This is a genomic window from Haloferax sp. YSSS75, from assembly GCF_046764215.1.
Classification (GTDB): Archaea; Halobacteriota; Halobacteria; order Halobacteriales; family Haloferacaceae; genus Haloferax.
The window spans coordinates 2,299,729-2,319,024 of record NZ_CP177206.1; the positions used below are offsets into that span (position 1 = coordinate 2,299,729).

Annotated in this window: 22 protein-coding genes; 15 read left to right on the forward strand and 7 right to left on the reverse strand. The window is 64.7% G+C overall.

What is annotated here, in order from left to right:
• Positions 1-9: 9 nt before the first annotated feature.
• Together ACK3R5_RS12160 and ACK3R5_RS12165 are read right to left on the reverse strand one after the other, a co-directional pair.
• Positions 10-432 carry a GNAT family N-acetyltransferase gene (locus ACK3R5_RS12160; RefSeq protein WP_411967129.1) on the reverse strand — a complete coding sequence of 141 codons (423 nt, stop codon included), beginning with the start codon at positions 430-432 and terminating at the stop codon, positions 10-12.
• On the reverse strand, positions 429-1,754 hold the full coding sequence (locus ACK3R5_RS12165; protein WP_411967130.1) for a DUF92 domain-containing protein: 1,326 nt from the start codon (positions 1,752-1,754) through the stop codon (positions 429-431). The genes ACK3R5_RS12160 and ACK3R5_RS12165 overlap by 4 nt, the downstream gene beginning before the upstream one ends.
• Positions 1,755-1,913: 159 nt before the next feature.
• Between ACK3R5_RS12165 and ACK3R5_RS12170 the strand changes: the two genes are divergently transcribed.
• Positions 1,914-2,522 carry an undecaprenyl diphosphate synthase family protein gene (locus ACK3R5_RS12170; protein ID WP_411964317.1) on the forward strand — a complete coding sequence of 203 codons (609 nt, stop codon included), beginning with the start codon at positions 1,914-1,916 and terminating at the stop codon, positions 2,520-2,522.
• Between the two features lie 107 nt (positions 2,523-2,629).
• On the opposite strand, the gene ACK3R5_RS12175 is transcribed toward ACK3R5_RS12170, so the two are convergent.
• Entirely contained in the window at positions 2,630-2,818 is a 189-nt protein-coding gene (locus tag ACK3R5_RS12175) for a hypothetical protein (RefSeq protein WP_411967131.1), read from the reverse strand.
• 148 nt (positions 2,819-2,966) lie between these two features.
• Between ACK3R5_RS12175 and ACK3R5_RS12180 the strand changes: the two genes are divergently transcribed.
• Positions 2,967-4,328, forward strand: coding sequence for a serpin family protein (locus tag ACK3R5_RS12180; protein ID WP_411967132.1), 1,362 nt, complete (start codon positions 2,967-2,969; stop codon positions 4,326-4,328).
• A gap of 24 nt (positions 4,329-4,352) precedes the next feature.
• Here the strand turns inward: ACK3R5_RS12180 and uppS are convergent, their stop codons facing one another.
• Positions 4,353-5,282 (reverse strand): polyprenyl diphosphate synthase, encoded by a 930-nt coding sequence (gene uppS / locus ACK3R5_RS12185; protein WP_411964320.1) that lies wholly within the window; start codon positions 5,280-5,282, stop codon positions 4,353-4,355.
• A gap of 129 nt (positions 5,283-5,411) precedes the next feature.
• On the opposite strand from uppS, the gene ACK3R5_RS12190 reads away from it, so the two are divergent.
• From ACK3R5_RS12190 to ACK3R5_RS12225, 8 genes are all read left to right on the forward strand, one after another.
• A complete protein-coding gene (locus ACK3R5_RS12190) occupies positions 5,412-5,810 on the forward strand; it encodes a DUF5778 family protein (protein WP_411964321.1) in 399 nt (132 codons plus the stop codon).
• Between the two features lie 136 nt (positions 5,811-5,946).
• Positions 5,947-7,008 (forward strand): Lrp/AsnC family transcriptional regulator, encoded by a 1,062-nt coding sequence (locus ACK3R5_RS12195; protein ID WP_411967133.1) that lies wholly within the window; start codon positions 5,947-5,949, stop codon positions 7,006-7,008.
• 1 nt (position 7,009) lies between these two features.
• Complete coding sequence (locus ACK3R5_RS12200) at positions 7,010-7,657, forward strand: bifunctional precorrin-2 dehydrogenase/sirohydrochlorin ferrochelatase (RefSeq protein ID WP_411967134.1); 648 nt, start codon at positions 7,010-7,012, stop codon at positions 7,655-7,657.
• A complete protein-coding gene (hemA, locus tag ACK3R5_RS12205; RefSeq protein WP_411967135.1) occupies positions 7,654-9,039 on the forward strand; it encodes a glutamyl-tRNA reductase in 1,386 nt (461 codons plus the stop codon). Before ACK3R5_RS12200 ends, hemA begins: the two co-directional genes overlap by 4 nt.
• 133 nt (positions 9,040-9,172) lie before the next feature.
• On the forward strand, positions 9,173-9,685 hold the full coding sequence (locus ACK3R5_RS12210; protein ID WP_411967136.1) for an OB-fold nucleic acid binding domain-containing protein: 513 nt from the start codon (positions 9,173-9,175) through the stop codon (positions 9,683-9,685).
• Positions 9,686-9,727: 42 nt separating this feature from the next.
• Entirely contained in the window at positions 9,728-10,003 is a 276-nt protein-coding gene (locus tag ACK3R5_RS12215; protein ID WP_411964326.1) for a 4a-hydroxytetrahydrobiopterin dehydratase, read from the forward strand.
• 2 nt (positions 10,004-10,005) lie between these two features.
• Positions 10,006-10,392, forward strand: a complete 387-nt coding sequence (gene lwrS, locus ACK3R5_RS12220; protein ID WP_411967137.1) for an LWR-salt protein — start codon at positions 10,006-10,008, stop codon at positions 10,390-10,392.
• Between the two features lie 51 nt (positions 10,393-10,443).
• Complete coding sequence (locus ACK3R5_RS12225; protein ID WP_411967138.1) at positions 10,444-11,115, forward strand: HAD family hydrolase; 672 nt, start codon at positions 10,444-10,446, stop codon at positions 11,113-11,115.
• 80 nt (positions 11,116-11,195) lie between these two features.
• Here the strand turns inward: ACK3R5_RS12225 and ACK3R5_RS12230 are convergent, their stop codons facing one another.
• From ACK3R5_RS12230 to glp, 3 genes are all read right to left on the reverse strand, one after another.
• On the reverse strand, positions 11,196-11,939 hold the full coding sequence (locus ACK3R5_RS12230; protein WP_411964329.1) for a response regulator: 744 nt from the start codon (positions 11,937-11,939) through the stop codon (positions 11,196-11,198).
• 85 nt (positions 11,940-12,024) lie between these two features.
• Positions 12,025-13,905: a molybdopterin biosynthesis protein gene (locus ACK3R5_RS12235; RefSeq protein ID WP_411964330.1), complete on the reverse strand. Its 1,881-nt coding sequence runs from the start codon at positions 13,903-13,905 to the stop codon at positions 12,025-12,027.
• Complete coding sequence (gene glp, locus ACK3R5_RS12240) at positions 13,902-15,122, reverse strand: gephyrin-like molybdotransferase Glp (protein ID WP_411967139.1); 1,221 nt, start codon at positions 15,120-15,122, stop codon at positions 13,902-13,904. The genes ACK3R5_RS12235 and glp overlap by 4 nt, the downstream gene beginning before the upstream one ends.
• Positions 15,123-15,280: 158 nt before the next feature.
• Between glp and ACK3R5_RS12245 the strand changes: the two genes are divergently transcribed.
• From ACK3R5_RS12245 to speB, 5 genes are all read left to right on the forward strand, one after another.
• Positions 15,281-15,736 (forward strand): Hsp20/alpha crystallin family protein, encoded by a 456-nt coding sequence (locus ACK3R5_RS12245; protein ID WP_411964332.1) that lies wholly within the window; start codon positions 15,281-15,283, stop codon positions 15,734-15,736.
• 9 nt (positions 15,737-15,745) lie between these two features.
• Positions 15,746-17,422: an ABC1 kinase family protein gene (locus ACK3R5_RS12250; protein ID WP_411964333.1), complete on the forward strand. Its 1,677-nt coding sequence runs from the start codon at positions 15,746-15,748 to the stop codon at positions 17,420-17,422.
• A 57-nt stretch (positions 17,423-17,479) separates the two neighbouring features.
• A complete protein-coding gene (locus ACK3R5_RS12255; RefSeq protein WP_411967140.1) occupies positions 17,480-17,908 on the forward strand; it encodes a DUF5518 domain-containing protein in 429 nt (142 codons plus the stop codon).
• A 136-nt stretch (positions 17,909-18,044) separates the two neighbouring features.
• Positions 18,045-18,419, forward strand: coding sequence for a translation initiation factor IF-5A (locus ACK3R5_RS12260; RefSeq protein WP_411964335.1), 375 nt, complete (start codon positions 18,045-18,047; stop codon positions 18,417-18,419).
• 15 nt (positions 18,420-18,434) lie between these two features.
• Positions 18,435-19,247: an agmatinase gene (gene speB / locus ACK3R5_RS12265; RefSeq protein ID WP_411967141.1), complete on the forward strand. Its 813-nt coding sequence runs from the start codon at positions 18,435-18,437 to the stop codon at positions 19,245-19,247.
• Positions 19,248-19,296: the final 49 nt, after the last annotated feature.

A 19,296-nucleotide genomic window follows, 5' to 3' on the forward strand; every position in this document is an offset into this window, starting at 1 on the left:
CGCGCCATCTCACTCCTCGTCAGTCGCCACCATCTCGGCGTCGAGGACTAGTCGGAGTGCGTCGTCGCCGTCGAACGCACCGTCGAGACGTTCGTCCTCGCGGAAGCCGAGTTCGTCGTAACAAGCGCGGGCACCTTCGTTGTCCGGATGGACCAACAGCGTGAGTGGCGACTCGGGGTGATGTTCGTGGTACGCGTCGACGAGCGCGGTGGCCCGCCCCTCGCGACGGGCGTCGGGTCTGACCGCGAGTTCTGCGAGGTGGTCACCGACGCCGAGGACGTAACCGACCGGGTTGTCGTCGGCGTCGACGGAGACGAAGAGTGCCCCGACTGCGGGCCACGCGTCGAGTAAGTCGGGAGACGGGTGAGAGACGAATCGTTGCAGCGACGAGACGGCGGAGACGTCCGCCGGGCGTGCCGGACGAATGGTCACAGTGGAAGCCAGACGACGACGGCACCCAGTGCGCCGCCGAGCGTCATGAGGAAGTTGACAGCCTGATTGCCGAGGGTGACACCTTCGACAGTCGCTCCCAGCAGACTATCGACGGTCATCCCGATGACGCCGCCGACGAGAATCGCAATCGCGGCGGCCACGTCGGGGAGCGGAAGCAACACGTACGCGCTGCCTGCGACCAGCGCCGCCCCGGCGACGCCGGCAAGTTCTCCTTGCCACGTGACCGCCCCGTCGGTCCCCGCCGGAACCGGCTTGAGCGACGTGATGAGACGCGGTTTGTCGAACAACCCGCCGATTTCACTGGAGAGTGTGTCGCTCATCGCTGCCGCAACCGACCCGGCGAACGCGAGAACGAACAGGTCGCTGCCGAGCGGTTGGCCGATAGTCTCCATGGTGGCGAACCCGACGACGGCGAGCAGCGAGACGGCCGAGTTTCCGAGGACGTTACCGGTGCCGCGAGCGCCTTCGTTGTCCTCGGCGACGCCCCGTTCGGCCTTTCGTTCGTATCGGAACTTGGTCGCCAGTGCGCCGATACCGAAGAACGACGCGAGGAGGATGGCCCATCCGAACCCGCCGAATCCGACGGCGACGAGCAAGAGGAGCACACCGGTAATCATGCCGGCGACAGAGGCGGTGCCGAGGGCGTAGGCCGCATAGCCGAGTGCGACGGTCATCGCGATGGCGACGGCAGTCTGTGCGACGCTGACGGTGCCGACCAGTCCATCGACGCCCCACAGGGCGATGCCGACGGTGAGCATGACCACCGGGTCGTCACGTTCGTAGAGTGCAGACCGAAGGAGTGCGGCCACGAGTGCGCCGAGTGCGGCGATGAAGACGGCGTGAGAGATGAACGGCGCGAACGCCACCGACTCGTCTGTCAGCATCACGACGGCCGCCTGTCCAACCGTGCCGGCGAGGACGCCGACGCTGACGAATCCAGCGGCCTGCAGGAACTCGTCGTCGTACTGCGTATCCACCAGTCGCGCTCCGAGGTTGCCGTAGGCGAGTATCAACACGGAGGCAACGAAGACGGTGAGGGGCATCCGTGCCCGGGGCACCGTCGCTAACAGCGCCAACCCGGTTGCCGCGAGAGAGAACCCGGCCAACCCGTTGAGGCGGCCGTCCTCCCGGTCACCGGGTCGCGCGAATAGCTCGAACAGCGGGCCGTCCTCGATGACGAACGCCGCGAGGAGCGCGACTGCGGCGAACGGTGCGAACGCTGCCGTCCCGAGACTCGGGGCCGCGAGGGCCAGCGTCCCGACGACTGCGAACCCACCCGCTCGCCGGAGCGTGGAAGTCACACCGTTCGGTATCCCCGACTCGCACTTAACCCTCCCGACATCGGTGACCGGCGGGGTCCCCCAGAATGAGGGGAAATACACGCCTCGAGCGCGCCGAACCGTCCCCCCATCGATACCAAACCCGAAGCGTTAGGGGCCCGCGGAGAACTACCAAATCCTGTGGGATTGTACGACTACTACCTCGCCCTCCGGTTCCGTCTCGACGATGCGAACGCCCCCGAACACGTCGCGCTCGTCATCACCGAGCGTGACCTGTTAGAACAGGGAGCGTACGCCACGCTCGAAGACTTCATCCAGTGGGCGTTCGAGTACGGGAGCGAGCGCGTCACCATCTCGGTGAGCGTCCTCGACGAGGCAGTCGTCCCGACGCTCTCCCGTGAACTCCGGAGCCTCGACACACCGTATCACATCGCGGTGCGCGAACCGGGCGACACCGAACCTGCCGACGCCCCCGTACAGGTGAACATCGGCCTCGGTGGAAAACGCGAGTTCGCCGCCGTCGTTCGGTCGCTCGCAGAAGAAGTCGAGGCGGGCGAACTGGACCCAGACGACATTGACGGCACCGACATCGAAGAGCGACTGGTGTTCCCCGACGAACCGGACTTCGTCGTCAAGACGGGTGCAGAGCGACTCTCGGACTTCATGATTTGGCAGTCGGTCTACGCCGAACTCTACTTTACAGACGTGAACTGGCGTGACTTCCGGAAGCGCGACTACCTGCGGGCGTTGCGTGACTATCAGGACAGACAGCGGCGGTTTGGGCGATAGCCCAAACGTTGTCGCGAGTGTCTCGGGAGCGACAGAAGTTCGGCCGATAGGCCGAATGACGCGACAGTACAGTTGGCGAAGTAGTTTGCAGGTGGGTCGCCCGTCCGCTATCTCGCCTCTGTCGGTGAGTCCGACTGACGCGTATTCAGGTAGACGATGACGAATGCGACCACGGCCGCAAGCAGCGCCGTCTGGATGGCCGAACTCACGGGCATCTGAAAGACGAAGAGTGAGAGGACGGCGGCGAGGACGGACGCGACGAGGGCGCTTCCGACGAATTTTAGCAGGGCGTTCATGCCCACGTGTACGCAGAGTACGCATTTATTCGTATTCGTGACAGCGGTTCAGTATCTTCCCACCATCTTCACCGGCGGCGACGGGGATGACTCAAATGACCGTGTGGGTCTACAGAAGACCTATTCCTCGCTGTGTGAACCATCCGACATGAACCGTCGCGAACTGCTCGCACTCTCGGGTGCACTCGCCGCCGCAACCGTGGCAGGGTGCACGGGCGACGGTGGGTCCCCAACCGAGACGGACACGACAGCACCGCCCTCCACGACGACAACCGAGACGCCGACAGACACACCGACCGAAGAACCGCCGACTGGCGGGCCGAGCGTCGACGACGAGCGACTCGCCGCACTCGCATCGGGGAACGCCGCGTTCGCCCTCGATTTGCACTCACATCTGGCGAGCGAACAGGGTGGCAATCTGTTTCTCTCGCCGTACAGTATCTCCGTCGCACTGGCGATGACCTACGCCGGTTCCCGTGGCGAGACACGCCAGCAGATGGAAGAGACGCTCCAATACACGCTCGGCGAGGATATTCACCCGGCGTTCGCTGACCTCCAAACCGAACTGGACAGTCGGGCAACCGCTACCGACCCCATCGACGACAGTGAAGTCGACGCCTTCCAGTTGGCCGTGGCGAACGCCCTCTGGGGTGCAGAGGGCTACCCGTTCTCCGAGGACTACCTCGCACTGCTGGAAGAGAACTACGGTGCGGGCCTCCGAGAGGCAGACTTCGCTGGCAACCCGGAAGGCGAACGCGAGCGAATCAACGACTGGGTCGCCGACCAGACTGAAGACCGAATCGAGGACCTGCTTCCGGCGGGGTCCATCACCCCCCAGACGGTGCTCGTCCTCACCAACGCCATCTACTTCATGGCGAGTTGGTTGCACAAGTTCGACTCCGAGAACACCGAAGACGGCACCTTCACCGCGCTCGACGGGAGCGAATCGACGGTGCCGCTCATGCACCAAGAGATGGACCGAGTCGGCTATGCGTCGGTTCCGGGTGCGCAGGCCGTCGAACTCCCGTACATCGGTGAGGACGTGTCGATGGTGCTGCTCCTCCCCGACGAAGGCACCTTCGAGGAGTTCGAACAGAACCTCACCCCGGAGCGACTGTTCGGTATCTTCGAGGAGATGAGCGACGCGACGGGGTCGCTCGTCTTCCCCCGGTTCGAGTTCGAGACTGAAGTGCAGTTGTCGAAGGCGCTCTCGGACCTCGGGATGCCCGTCGCGTTCGGCGGTGGTGCCGACTTCGGTGGGATGGTCGAAGGTGGAGCGGGCGGCCTCTTCATCGACGAGGTGTTCCACAAGTCGTTCGTCTCCGTCGACGAAGACGGCACCGAAGCGGCCGCATCGACTGCCGTCGTCATGCTCGAATCACTGCCGCCGTCGTGGGGCGAACTCCGATTCGACCGGCCGTTCCTGTTCGCGATTCGTGACCGGCCGACGGACGCGATTCTGTTCTTCGGGCGCGTCACCGACGCCGGCGCTGCACAGGGGTCAAAATAGCGCCACAGAACCGCGCTCCCGGTCTCAGTCCGCCGATTCGTCGCTCCGCTTGGCTAACTCTGCGGACACCTCGTCGGCACCCGACGAAGAGAGTTGCTCTCGGAGTCGTCCAGCGACGGCGCGAGCGTCTTCGAACTCGACTTCGGCGACGGCGCGGACGAGGGCGACGGCGCGTTCGGTTCGTGTCCGTTGCCACGACTTCTCTCGCGACTCGTAGGTACGGATGCCGCGGAGGAAGTCGGTTTTCGAGAACTCCGGCCAGTAAGGGGCACAGAAGTAGACGGCCGCCTCGTTGCCGTTGGCGTGCCACGGCAGGAAGTTCGAGATTCGTTCGTCGCCACCGGTGCGGATGATGAGGTCCACGTCGCGAACGGGTTGCCGCGAGAGGTGTGCATCGACCGTCTCGACGTCTACGTCGTCGGGTGTGATGGCACCCGACTCGACATCATGACAGACGTCGCGGGCGGCGTTGAGCAGTTCCGCTCGGCCGCCGTACGCCATCGCGATGTTGAGCGTGAACTTGTCGTAGTCGGCAGTCTGTGACTCGGCGTACTCGACGGCCTCCTGGACCCGCTCTGGGAGTCGGTCTACCTCTCCGATGACTCGCACCGCCACCTCTCGCTCGTGGATACGTTCGGAGCGAACAGACTCGTACAACTTGTTCTCGAAGAGGTCGAAGAGATGTTCTCGCTCTTCGGGCGGCCGGTCGAAGTTCTCGGTCGAGAAGGCATAAAGCGTCAACTCCTCGATGCCGATTTCCTCACACCACTCGAGGACGTTCTCGGTCGTCTCTGCACCGGCGCGATGGCCCTCCGGTGCGTCGTCGCCGCGCTTTCTCGCGTAGCGGCGATTCCCGTCTTGGATGATTGCGACGTGTGTCGGTCCGTCGCCAATCTCCCGGCGGAGCACACGCTCGTAGGCGCGTCTGAACCCGCGGCGGACCCAACCGAACATGTGTTATGGGTGGCGTGGGCGGCCTATGTGTCTTGTGGGTTTGCATCGCCGAGTCACCGAGTCGTCCCCGCGATTCGAACGTCACGAGTGAATCGCCATCCGTTTGTACTTCCCCGAGAAGGGTCTCACATGAGCGAGACCATCGACGACGACCTCTACCACCGAACGCTCGCCCTGCTCGAACCGGGCGACATCGAACTGGTCGGCGCAATCGTTCACACGGACCTCGGGAGCCGTGAAGACCTCGAGATGCAGGAGATGACGGTCACCATCAACGACATCATCGCCGACCACGCGGGGAAGGGCGACACGTGGATTTACGCCGGCAACGACGACACCGACTTCTCGTCGAACCAGTTCCAGGGACTCTCGACCGACGACGACGAGTTCGTCTGGGAGTGCCAGCAACTCGTCCGCGACGGCACGTTCGACCTCGTGTTCTACTACGAGGCGACCGCCGACCACGACGCCATCGTCGCGGCCCTCGAATCGCTCGACCGCGTCGAGCGCGTCACGCCCGTCCCCTGACCGCCTCCCTCTTTCTCTCCGAGGTGCGAACGATGACGACTCGTCTCGACGCCACGCCCTCGATGGCCGACACGACCGAGTCTCCGGGGCGAGAATAAGCGAGTCGTTTATTCCCTTTGCATCCTGACTCACGCCCATGATACAGGCGGACGCGGACCTCTCTCGTCTCGACCGCGCCATCGTCAACGCCTTTCAGGGAGGGTTTCCCGTCGTCGAACGTCCGTTCGAACCCGCTGCCGCCGCACTCCGGGACCGCGGCGTGGACGTGACGGCGTCGGCCCTCTGTGAACGAGTTCGACTCCTCGACGACGAGGGAACGCTCTCTCGGTTCGGCGCCCTCGTCAACGCCGAAGAAATCGGCGGGACGGCGACGCTCGTCGCCATGCACGCGCCGCCGGAGCGCTTCGACGAGGTGGCCGAACAGGTGAACGCACACCGCGAAGTCGCGCACAACTACGAGCGTGAACATCCACATCTCAACATGTGGTTCGTCGTCTCCGTCGCCACGGAGTCGCGGGTGGACGAGGTGCTCGCAGAAATCGAAGCCGAGACGGGCCAACCGACGTACAACATGCCCAAGCACCACGAGTTCCACGTCGGCGCGAAGTTCCTCCTCGACGGTCCCATCGCCGAGGGTGACCTCGACCTGTCGCATCTCGGCCCCGACGTGGACCCGTCGGACGAACGGATGCTCACCCCCGACGAACGCGACCTGATACTGGAGATTCAGGGCGGCCTCCCGATTACCGAGACGCCCTACGCCGACGTCGCAGACGCACTCGGGCAGGACCCCGCGTGGGTCGTCGAGACTATCAAGCGATTCGAACTCGAAGGGAAGGTCCGTCGCGTCGGCGTCATCCCGAACCACTACGCACTCGGGTACTCGGAAAACGGCATGACCGTCTGGAACGTCCCCGACGACGTCGTCATGGAGGTGGGGCCGGAAATCGCCGCCCTCGACTTCGTCACCCACTGTTATCGCCGTCCACGACACGAGGGCGTCTGGCCGTACAACTTCTTCGCGATGACCCACGGACGGTCGAAAGAAGAGAGCGACGCCCGCATCGAACGCGTCCGCGAGGTCATGAGCGACTACTGGGAGGTGGCCGACGACGACTGGGACACCCTGTTCTCGACGCGCATCCTGAAGAAGACGGGTATCAGACTGGACGAACGAGCAGACGCACACACGGAGTGAGATGATTCCGCTAGTCCACGACCTGTCCGGTGAGACGGTCCTCGTGTTCGGAGGTGGGCCCGTCGGTGCGCGGAAGGCCCGGCGATTCGCCCGCGAGACACGGACCGTCGTCGTCAGCCCCGAGTTCGCAGACCGGGACTTCGGCGACGCCGAACTGGTCCGTGCCGCCCCCGCCCCCGACGACGTCGCCGACTGGGTGGACCGATTCGACCCGGTGCTCGTCGTCGTGGCGACGAACGACACCGACGTGAACGACGCCGCCGCCACCGCCGCACGGTCCCGAGGGGCCATGGTCAACCGGGCGGACGAGAGTGGTGACCGAGACGCGGGGAGCGTTGTCGTCCCCGCCACCGTCGACGACGGAGCTGTGTCTGTCGCAATCACGACTGGTGGGTCGAGTCCCGCTCTCTCGAAATATCTCCGAGAGCGAATCGAGCGTGACATCGACGGGGCGGGAGCGATGGCGGACCTGACTGCCGAACTCCGCGCCGAACTCAAGGAATCGACTCGCACACCGGCCGAACGTCGTGCGGCGATTCGCGCCGTGGTCCGAGACCCGACAGTTTGGAAGGCTTTACGTAGTGCCGATGCAAACCCCCGACGAGAGGCAGCGCGCGTGATTACGAACACAACACAGGGTGATTCATGAGAAACGCGGGAGTCATCTCTGGTGTAAGCGTCGCCCACGACCGGGCGAGCGTCCAAGAGATAGAGTCCGCTTCGAGCGACGATGTCGAGACCGTCGTCGACCGACTTCTCACGCGCGACGGTGTCACAGAAGCGTTCTCCGTACAGACGTGTAACCGGGCAGAGGCCTACGTCGTCACCGACGATGCCGCCGACGGACGGCGCGCACTAGAGGACTTCGCGCCCGACGTCAGAGACGGGAGCATCCGCCACATGGACCACGAAGAGAGCCTTCGCCACCTGATGCGCGTGGCGGCGGGTCTCGAATCGCTCGTCCTCGGCGAAGACCAGATTCTCGGCCAACTGAAGGCCGCAGTGGAAGCGGCCCACAACGCCGGAAGCATCGGCCCCATGCTCGAAGACGCGTTGATGAAGGCCATCCACGTCGGCGAACGTGCCCGCGACGAGACGGCCATCAACGAAGGTGCCGTCTCGCTCGGCAGTGCCGCCGTGCGACTCGCTCGTTCGAAACTCGGCCACCCCATCGAAGAGGCACGCGCCCTCGTCGTCGGTGCCGGCGAGATGGGGACGCTCTCCGCGAAAGCACTCGCGTCCGTCGACGTGGCGGAACTGGTCGTCGCGAACCGGACCGTCGCTCACGCGACGCATCTCGCCCGCGAGGTTCCCGGTATCGACGACGCAACCGGCCTCGACGCCATCCACGAGTTGCTCGCGAACGCGGACATCGTCATCTCCGCGACGAGCAGTCCGACCTACGTCGTCGACACGGCCCACCTCGAAGCCGCCGGAGAGACGATGCTCATCGACATCGCCCAACCGCGAGATATCGACCCCGACGCCGCCGAGATAGCCGGCGTCTGCGTCCACGATATCGACGACTTGGAGACGGTTACCGACCAGACGGCCGCACAGCGCGAAGCGGCGGCTGAGCAAGTCGAAGCGATGATCGACGAAGAGTTCGACCGACTCCTCGCCGCCTACAAACGCAAGCGAGCAGACGAGGCAATTTCCTCGATGTACGAGGCGGCAGAACACGTCAAGCGGCGCGAGGTTTCGACGGCGCTCTCGAAGTTAGAGGCCCAGGGTGACCTGACCGACGAACAGCGTGAGACAGTCGAGTCACTCGCGGACGCACTCATCGGACAACTGCTCTCCGCGCCGACGAAGAGTCTGCGCGACGCCGCCGGCGACGACGACTGGACGACCATCCAGACGGCGATGCAGTTGTTCGACCCCGGGTTCGACGACTACTCCATGCCAGACGAACTGAAGTCAGTCTCCGCGACGGACGACGACTCCGACGCGAGTCGTCCCGAGTTGGACGGCGGTACCTCCGAGGACGCGGTTCCACGCCGCGTCATCGAGCAGTTGTCTAACGACTGACCCGGACGAAGTCGGTTGTTTCGGTTGTTTTCACGACGGAGAGCGCGAGCGCCGCAGTCGGTGACTCTGGCGCGTCTCGTCAGGTTCGGCGACGGCGGAGATTTATATACGAACACGGGACCACTCGCGTTCGATGGAGTCACCCACGCAGTCGCCGACGGCGTTCGTCCGCCGACAGGCCGGACGACTCGGCCGAACGTTCGTCGCCCGACGCAGCGCACGCCGGGTCCGGCACCTCGTGACGTCGACGCCGCGGCGACGAGTCACCGACCTCACGGGCGTCGTCAGAGCGACGCTCGTCGGATGCGTCGCCGACGTCGCGGGCGAGGGGCCTGCAGTCGAGACGTGGCGCCGTGGCGACCAGCGAGGGCATGCAGTGCGTGGACGGGCCACCCGTCCGTTCGTCCTCGACGACGACACCGGACGGATTTCGGTGCGTGTGCCACCGGACGGTGACGTCGTCGTGGGCGACGAGTTCCGCCGACAGCGAGGGCGTAGCGTCCTCGAACGAGGTGACTGCGTCGCAGTGACCGGTCGGGTCGTCCGCACCCGTGAGTGGCGGGTCGGTGGCGTCCCCGAAACGGACGAACCCGGCGGGCGTCTGACGCTCACGGGGCCGGCGTTCGCCCTCCTCGCGCCACCGTGACCCGGGCGAATCCTTATCGGTTTTCCACCCGACATGTTTGGTATGGCCGAGGTACTCCCCAACGACGACGTCGACGCCGAATTGAGCGACGAGTGGCACCGCGAGGGCGACGAAATCGTCCGCGTCTACGAGTTCGACGACTACCTCGACGGCGTCGCGTTCGCCGCGAGCGTCGGCGAAGTCGCCGAAGAAGAGTTCCACCACCCCGAGATAACCATCCGGTACAAGAAAGTCGAAGTCCGACTCACGAGTCACGAGGAGGGCGGTATCACGGAACGTGACCTCCGCCTCGCCGACCTGTTCGACGCCGAACTGTAGGGATGCCCCTCACGTACGTCTTCAACGTGCGCTTCCGTCTCGAAGCGGTGGCGGGGGCCAGTGTGGACCCACAGGAGTTCGAGACGACAGTTCGCGTCACGCCGCCGTCACCCGGCGACGCGGGGTGGATGCTGTTTCGTGACGCGCTGTGGCACGGTGAAGTGAACGACCCGGTGTACGCGTGCCGACTCGCGGAGTCGTGGCTCGACGTTCCCGTCGTCTCCTGTGAGTTCGCAGAACTCCGAACCGACGAGGCGGCCCTCGACGAACTCCGCGACGAGATAGCCGAGAACCTCGACGCGTTCAACGCGTCGTCGGTCCGAGAGACGCTTCACAAATACTTCGGCAGCGCAATCCACGTCGACTCGGACGGTGGTGAGAGTGGCTAACCCGCCACGGCAGAAGACATTTATTCGAACCTGACCTACATATCTGTCCGAATGGTCGCTGATGACTACGATTTCTGGCTGTTCGACCTCGATGGGACGCTCGTCGACGCCGAGTGGTCCTACACCCGCGACGTGTTCGACCGGGTCGGAGAGCGGTTAGGTTACCGGTTCACCGACAGCGAAGCGGAGGTGCTCTGGCACGGACTCGGTGGTGCACGCGACCCAGCACTCCGTGAACTGGGTATCGACCCCGCCGAGTTCTGGCCCGCCTTCCACGCAGAAGAAGACCCACTGAAGCGGGCGGAAGCGACGTATCTTCACGACGACGCCGTGCGCCTCGTCGAGGAGATTCACGACGCCGGCCGACCGGTCGGTATCGTGACCCACTGCCAGCAGTTCCTGACGGACCCCGTGTTGGACCACCTCGACGTGCGCGACTGGTTCGATACCGTCGTCTGCTGTACCGAAGAGACGGGGTGGAAACCCGACTCCCGACCGGTCGAACGTGCCATCTCGAAGCTGGGACTCGGCGGGAAACTCATGACCGACGGCGGCACCTCTGGCGTCCTCGCTGGCGACGGTGAGAGCGACATCGGGGCGGCGTGGAACGCTGGCCTCGACGGCATCCACGTCGAACGTCACGGCCCGGAACACCGTGGCCGGTGCGTCCTCGGTGAGTATCGGGTCGAATCGTTCGACGAACTCCCGCGGCGCGTCGCGTGAACAGTTCGCTGTAGCGACCGAACCGACGAGTGGAGTGGCGAGCGCAGTCGCGTTTTTGTAGGGGCGTCTCCCCAGAAGAGTCAGTAGAGCGTCTCGTCGGGTTCGGGACGAGCGAAGATATCGCCCGTACTCGTGACGGCGAGTTCGAACTCGTCGTATGGGAACCGTACCTCGATACCAGGTCGCTCTTCCTCTTCGAGGACCGGTTGAAGCAGCGCTTCGAGCGCGTCCGCGTCGATATACCCGTACAACGGGTTCTCGATGGCCGGAAGGCCGGCGTGTGATTCGACTGCCTCGATGAGGGCGATGCCGAGTTCCTCGTCGCCGAGCCACTGGCCGACGAGTTCCCAGTCGTCGCCGAGAGCGAACGATGCGTGCGAGGTGGCAGACGCGTGGTCGGCGAGCGCTTCGGCTACCGCCGACTCGCCGAGTTCTGCCGACTCGTCGGAGTCGTCCCGAACGAGTGTGCCGACGTGTTGGAGAACCGTCGAAAAGTCGTCAGGTCCCGCCTTCTGGACGAACTCGGTGATGCGAGCAGACGACGCGACGTCCGCGACTTCGGCCCAGTCTTTCGCCGTGAACAACACGATTGGAACGTCGTCGTCTTCGCGACGGACGGCCTCGATGAGCGGGACGCCGTCGGGCAACACTAGCGAGTCACTGACGACACAATCGACACACTGAGTGGAGACGACTTCGAGAGCTTCGGAAGCAGTCGTGGCCGTGAGAAGTGAGATATCGTCGAGTTGCCGAAACGTCGCCTCCGAGAGGGCGAGCATCTCCGGGTCGTCGTCGACGTGTAGGACCGTTTGGGGACAACTCATGATACGGCCTACTCTCTTCGCGGATATATACCTTTTACCTAATTTATAGTTCACTCGAAGCTGAATATCTCGAACAGTCGTCGCGTCAGGCGCGTTCGTATCCTTCGAGGGTATCGAACACGTCGCTGTCCGCGACGAGTGATTCGAGTGTCCGGACGCTCGTTTTGTCCGTCCGGTCCGGGTCGGCGAAGACGGTGACCGGTTGCACACCGAGCGAGACGAACCCGAGGCCGAGGGAGTCTGCCGTCTCACGGAGGCCCAGGCCGACGTCGGCCCGCCCGGCCATCACGGCGCGTGCGGGACTCTCGAACGCCTTGGTTCCGCGTTCGAATCCGTCGATTGCCTCGACGAGTTCGTGTCGGGTCGTCCCGCGTTCGTCCGCGAGCGTCGCGACGGCGTTCGCGAGTTCGGTTCGGAGTCCAGCGGTCGTATCGCGGTTGATGAACCGGAGGTCGGACTCGACGAGGTCCGAAAGCCCGGTTACGTCGTCGGGGTTGCCCGCCGGGACGACGAGGCCCCACTCGCGCGTCCACGACCCGAGTTCGACAGCGTCTACGTCGGCGGTGACGTCCCCTGCGACGACAGCGACGTCTGGGACGCCGTCACGGAGTCGGCGGAGGCCCTCTCGGGACCCGACAGCGAGGTATCGCGGCGACGGAACGCCGTCGAGGAGTCGCGATAGCGCGGGGTCGTCTTCACCGACACCGAGCAGTTCCGGGGGGCGAACGTCGGGCGAGAAGAGTTGGACCGACACGCGTTCGCCCTCGGCGACGTACTCGACATCCGCGGGGACTTCGACCACGCCGTCTGCTTCGACCAAACTCGTCGTCGCGCCCGACCCCTTGTCGACGGGGTAGACGAGCATCTCGCCGTCGCCGTCGGTCACGACTCCGACCGGCATGAGGCGCGTCCGGCCTTCGGCGTAGCGTTCGCGGACGGCCATCGCCCCTTCGATGGTCGCCGTCGGCGGTTCTGAGCGTCCCGCGGCGTCACGAATCGCCGGCGCGACGAAAGTCCGGAAGATGGTGAGCGCGGAGACGGGGTAGCCCGGAAGGCCGATGTAGGCGCTTCCTTCACCGAGCGTCCCGACGAGCATCGGTTTCCCCGGTTTGACGGAGACGCCGTGGAGGAGCAACTCGCCGCGTTCTTCGACCACCTGATAGATGACGTCCACGGCGCTGGCCGACGTCGAACCCGACGAGAGGACGAGGTCACACTCGTCGGCGGCCTGTCGGAGCAGTCGCTCCATCTCGTCGTAGTCGTCGCCCGCGTGCGGGTAGAGCTTGGGAACACCGCCCGCTTCCTCGACGCCGGCGGCGATGGTGTAGGAGTTCACGTCGTAGATTTGGCCCGCCTGGGGGCGGAGTTCTTCGCCGGGCCTGACGAGTTCGTCACCAGTCGAGACGATGCCGACGGTGGGTGCGCCGCGAACCGGAACTTCGTCCAGACCGAGCGCCGAGAGCAGGCCGATTTCGCGCGGCGTGATTCGGGTTCCGGGGCCGAGGGCGCGGGCACCGGCGGCAATGTCCGTCCCGGCGGGCATCACGCTGTCACCCGGTGCGACGGCCTTGTAGACGACGAGGTTCCCGTCGCGTTCGTCGGTTCGTTCGACGATGACGACGGCGTCAGCGCCCGGCGGCATGACCGCACCGGTCGAGATTTCGACCGCCGTTCCGGGTTCGACTTCGACGTCGGGTTCGGCCCCTGCGTGGACAGCGCCGACGAGTTCGAGTTCGACCGGGTCGACTTCGTCAGCGCCGAAGGTGTCGCGGGCGCGAACTGCATAGCCGTCCATGCTCGCCCGGTCGAACCCGGGCACGTCGATTTCGGCGTCGACGCGTTCGGCGAGGATGCGGCCGCGAGCGTCGCCGAGTGGGACGGACTCGGTGTCGGGAGTCAGTTCGAGCGACGCGATGGTCTCGCGGGCCTCGGCCGGCGACGCGAGGTCACGGAACTGCTTTCTCATGCAGACCACTCCCAGCCTTCGACGGTGACGGTTTCGCCTTCCTCGTAGCCCTCCTTCTCTTCGGGGACCTGTACCCATCCATCGGCGAGTGCGACGCTCGACAGGATACCGGACCCACTCGTCCGCGTCGGTTCGGCGGTCGGTTCGGCACCCGTCTCGTCGAGGCGGACGCGGGCGAACGTTCGCGTGCCGGGCGAACTCGGAATCTTCCGCGTGAGCGTCGCCTCGACGGACGGGAACGGTCGGTTCGGAAGCGACCCGACGTGTTTGAGCACGGGTCGGAGGAACTGGAACGCGTTGACGACGCAGGCGACTGGATAGCCCGGGAGCATCACGACAGGCGTGTCTTCGACGACTCCGAGCGCGACGGGGTGGCCGGGTTTGAGCGCGACGCCGTGGACGAGTACCTCGCCGATGTCCGAGATGACTTCGGGGATGAGGTCACGTTCGCCGACCGACGACCCGCCCGTCGTGACGACGACGTCGTGGTCGAGGTCGGATTCGACCGCCTCGCGGAGCAGGTCGGCGTCGTCGACGACGATGTCACGGTAACTCGCCTCGCCGCCCCAGCGTTCGACCAGTCGCGAGACGGTCAGGCCGTTCGTCTCGATGACCTGTCCCGGTCCGGGGTCGGATTCGACGAGTTCCTCACCAGTCGGGACGACGGCGACGCGGGGGCGTTCGAAGACTGACACGTCTTCGATGCCGACAGAGCGGAGGAGGCCGAGGTCCGAGGGTCGGAGTTCGTGGCCGACGTCGAACAACGCGTCGCCCTCGCGGACGTCTTCACCGCGTTCGCCGACGTTTTCGCCCTCAGCGAGTGCGTCGAACACTTCGAGTTCGTCACCGAATCGGTCGGTGTGTTCGACCATCACTACGGCGTCGGCACCGTCTGGGAGGTCACTCCCCGTGTGGACGCGGGCGGCCTCACCGGGTGCGACGGCCCCCTCCACAACGCGGAGGACGTTCGGCGAACGGTCGCTGGCACCGAAGGTGTCGCTGGCGCGGACGGCGAATCCGTCCATCGCGGCACGGTCGTAACTCGGGACGTCGGCCGGCGCGACGGCGGGTTCGGCGAGTGCCCGCCCGTCGGCATCGGCCAACGGGAGTCGTTCGGTCCGTCCGTGTGGGGTGACCGCCGCGAGAAGTGTCTCGCGGGCGTCCGCAATCCGGGTTCGTTCTTTGAACCCTGCGGTGTGCCGGTCGTGGTGGTCCATGGCGGCAGTTAGATGCCGGGGGGCAAAAAGCGTCGACCTCTCCCCCGCCGATGCAGTCGAATTTTCCTCTTTTTTGGCGGCCGGATTTGCCGGGAGAATCGACTGCGTGGCCGTAATTGACCGCCGGCTTTTTCGACACCGACTCCTTATAGACGTTCATGTCAACACTGCGCGACGCGCTGTCCGAACTCCCGGACGCGGTGTTCGCAGACCTCCTGGAGTCCGAGTCGTCGTACCTGCTGGTCCTCGACCTGCCCGGCGTGACTGCCGAGACTGCCTCCCTCAAAGTCGAGAAGGGTCGGCTAGTCGTCGAAGCACGACGGGAGAAACAGGCACCCGCGGCGTTCGACTACGTCCGCGAAGAACGACCGCTGTTCCTCGACGCCGAACTCCCCCTGCCACCAGACGCCGTCGGTGACGACGCCGAGGCATCGATGGACCGTGGGGTGCTGGAGATTCGCATCCCCAAGCGTGAGGCCGCGTCCGAGCGGACCATCCCCATCACGTCCAGCGAGGACGACAAAGGAACCTCGTCGGCCCGCCGGACAGACTCCGGCGAAGTTGATGAAGAAACTTCATCAGCCCACCGGACACCGTCCGGTGACGACGCCTGACGAGAGAAGGTGGTCACGCTGGTCAATCTCCGCGCGTACTGGCGGTTTCTCGTCGTCGTCTATCAGTTCTCCCCGCTCATCGTCGCGTACACACGCGACAGGCGGAAGTACTTCCTCTTCGGAGGGCGGCGACGGGTGTCGTCGGAGATGCGCGTCAAACGCGCCGAAATCCTCTTAGAGTCGTTGCTGACGCTCGGGCCGACGTTCATCAAACTCGGCCAGTTGCTCTCGACGCGACCCGACGTGCTCCCTCCGGAGTACATCGACGTGCTCGGACGTCTCCAAGACGACGTCCCGCCCGCCCCGTGGCCCGAGTCGAAAGCCGTCGTCGAAGAGGAACTCGGCCCCATAGACGAGGCGTTCGATTCGTTCGACACTAACCCGATAAGCGGTGCGAGTCTCGGACAGGTCTACGTGGCTGAGTACGGCGGCGAGAAAGTCGCCGTGAAGGTTCGACGCCCCGGTATCGAAGAACTCGTCGAGGCCGACCTGCGGGTGGTTCGCTGGTCGCTGCCCCTCCTCATGCGATTCATCGGGCAGGCGCGTGCCTTCTCGCTGGAGAATCTCGCCGACGAGTTCGCCAAGACCATCCGCGAAGAGATGGATTACGAAGAGGAGGCGGCGACGCTCAAGGAGATTCAGGCGAACTTCGAGGACGACGACGCCCTCGTCATCCCGAAACCCATCGACGAACGCTCCGACGACCGGGTGCTCACGATGGAGTACCTCCCGGGGACGAAGATAAACAACCTCGCCGCACTGGACGAACTCGGTATCGACCGGACCGAACTGGCGACGAACTTACAGCGAACCTACCTGCAGATGATAGTCGAAGACGGCGTCTTCCACGCCGACCCCCATCCCGGCAACCTCTCTGTAACCGACGACGGACGCATCATCTTCTACGACTTCGGGATGCACGGCGAAGTCGACCCGTTCATCCAGGAGAAAATCGTGGAGTTCTACATCGCCGTCGCCAATCAGGACGTCGACGACATCCTCGACACGCTCATCGAGATGGGGACGCTCAGCCCCAACGTCGACCGGCAGGTGATGGGCGACGTGATGGAACTCGCCATCGCAGACGCTCGCGGCGACGACATCGAACAGTACCGTGTCAACCAGATTCTCGAACAGGTCGAATCGACCATCTACGAGTTCCCGCTTCGACTCCCGCGGAATCTCGCGCTCGTCCTCCGCGTCGCGGGCGTCGTCGAAGGCGTCTGCGTCACGCTGGACCCGGATTTCGACTTTATCGCCGTGGCGACGGAGTATCTCACAGAACAGGGCTACCGCGAAGAGAGCATCCAGCGCGTTCTCGAAGGCGTAGGCCAACAGGGCCAAAAGACCGCCCAGTCGCTGTTTCGCGTCCCGCCGAAACTCGAACGCGTCCTCGACAGGGCCGACCGAGACAACCTGACGGTCAACGTCCGTCTCGAAGACAACAAGGGCGTCCTCGACCGACTCGCGAAACGACTCGTCTACGGCATCTTCCTGTCGTTCGGTTTCGTCGCGACGATACTCGTCTACGCTCTGGACCCACAGAATCTGGTCGCCGTCGGCGTCGCCGGCGTGCCGACTGCCGGTGTCGCCATCCTCCTGTGGCGGTCGTTCCGCAGTCGGAAGGGAATCAAGGCGACACCGCAGTTCACGCGACAGAACCTCCGGCAGCGCCGCGAAGAGTAATCAAAGCTGAGAATCGGGCGCGAAATTTTATGCGCGTCCACGATATCACCTCCTGCAATGACGGAGTGGCGCCCGGTAATGGTGGGAGTGTGCCTCGCCGCGTGTACCGAGACGCTCGTCTTCGGGATGACGGGTCAGTTTACCCTCGTCGGCGGTGTGACCGGGAGCGCACTCGCAGGATACACCGTCAGCACCGACCCTGCAGACGGCGGGTGGCACGGACTGATGTCCGGCGTCGTCTGGGGGTGTCTCCTCATGCCAGTCGCCATCCTGCTCACCTTCCTCAACCGGACGCCGATTCTCTTTCCGTTCCAGTACCTCATCCCGATGTTCGAGTCACCCGGCGAACTGACGACGGCCATCATGCTGGCGCTGTCGCTGCCGAACGTGGCGTCGGGAGCGCTGGGCAGTCTCGGCCGCCGAGACGCCAAAGGGACGTGGTTCGACCCCTCGATGGCAGAGGTAGACGCCGTCGAAGACGCGTAGGTGTCGTTGGGGACCCGACGGGCGAAGTCGGCGAACGGCACCACTCGGTTCCGGCGCGTTCAGACGGCTACGTGAAAGATTCGCGTCCGAGAGTGGTTCCAAACCGTTTATACCCTCCATCCGATAACGAGTGAACATGGCGAAAGAGCAGAAGCAGGTGCGCGAGCTCCAAGAAGGCAGCTACGTCAACATGGAAGACAAGCCGTGCAAGATTTACGCCTACAGTACCGCGAAGCCCGGTAAGCACGGTAGCGCCAAGGCCCGTGTCGAGGCCCGTGGTGTCTTCGACGGAAAGAAGCGCTCGCTCTCCCAGCCCGTCGACGCGAAGGTGTGGGTCCCAATCATCGAGCGAAAGCAGGGTCAGGTCGTCTCCGTCACCGGTGAGGACGCCCAGATTATGGACCTCGAAACCTACCAGACGTTCACGATGCGCATCCCCGACGACGAGGACCTCAACCCCGAAGACGAAATCGAGTACCTCGAATTCGAAGGCCAGCGCAAGATCGTCTAAACGGGGGTCAGAGAGATGTTCCCCGGGGCAATCGCAGACCGTGAGGTCGCCGACTACGTACTCGTCGGTGCCCCGCTCGACATCTCCACGTCCTTCGAACCGGGAACCCGTTTTGGACCGAACCGCATCCGTCGGTTCGCCGAGTCGTTCGACGATTACGACCGGCGTACCGACCAACTTTTCACCGAACTGCAGGTTCACGACGCGGGCGATATCCGCGCGTGGGACGACGCACCCGACTACGTCGATTGGCTCACCGGGAGCGTCCGCGACGCCGTCTGGGACGACGCTATCCCCATCGTCCTCGGCGGCGAACACACCGTCACCGCCGCCGGCGTCGATGGCGTCGAACCGGACGTCTTCGTCTGTCTCGACGCACATCTCGACCTGAGAACGGAATACGACGGCAACGAGTGGAGTCACGCGACCATCACCCGACGCGTCCTCGACGAACTCGACGTGGACGAGGCCGTGATTCTCGGCGCACGAACTGGGTCACCCGACGAGTGGGAACGCGCCGAAGCAGACGACGTGACCGTCGTCCCGCCCGAAGACGTCGCCGACTGGACCCCCGACTTCGGCGACGAGTCGGTCTATCTGAGCGTCGATATCGACGCCGCCGACCCGGCGTTCGCACCCGGCACGGGCACGAAAGAACCGTTCGGCCTCACGTCGCGTGAGATGCGTGACGTGGTTCGGGCAGTCGCTCCATACGCAGATGGCTTCGACGTGGTCGAAGTCAACGACAGAGACGACGGACAGGCCGCGTCGCTGGCGGCGAAGTTGCTCCGGGAGTTCGTCTTCTCGCACGCCGCCGGACAGGACTGACCGGTTCGTCTCCTCCACGGCATCCCGGTCCTCTCGCCCCGTTCAATCC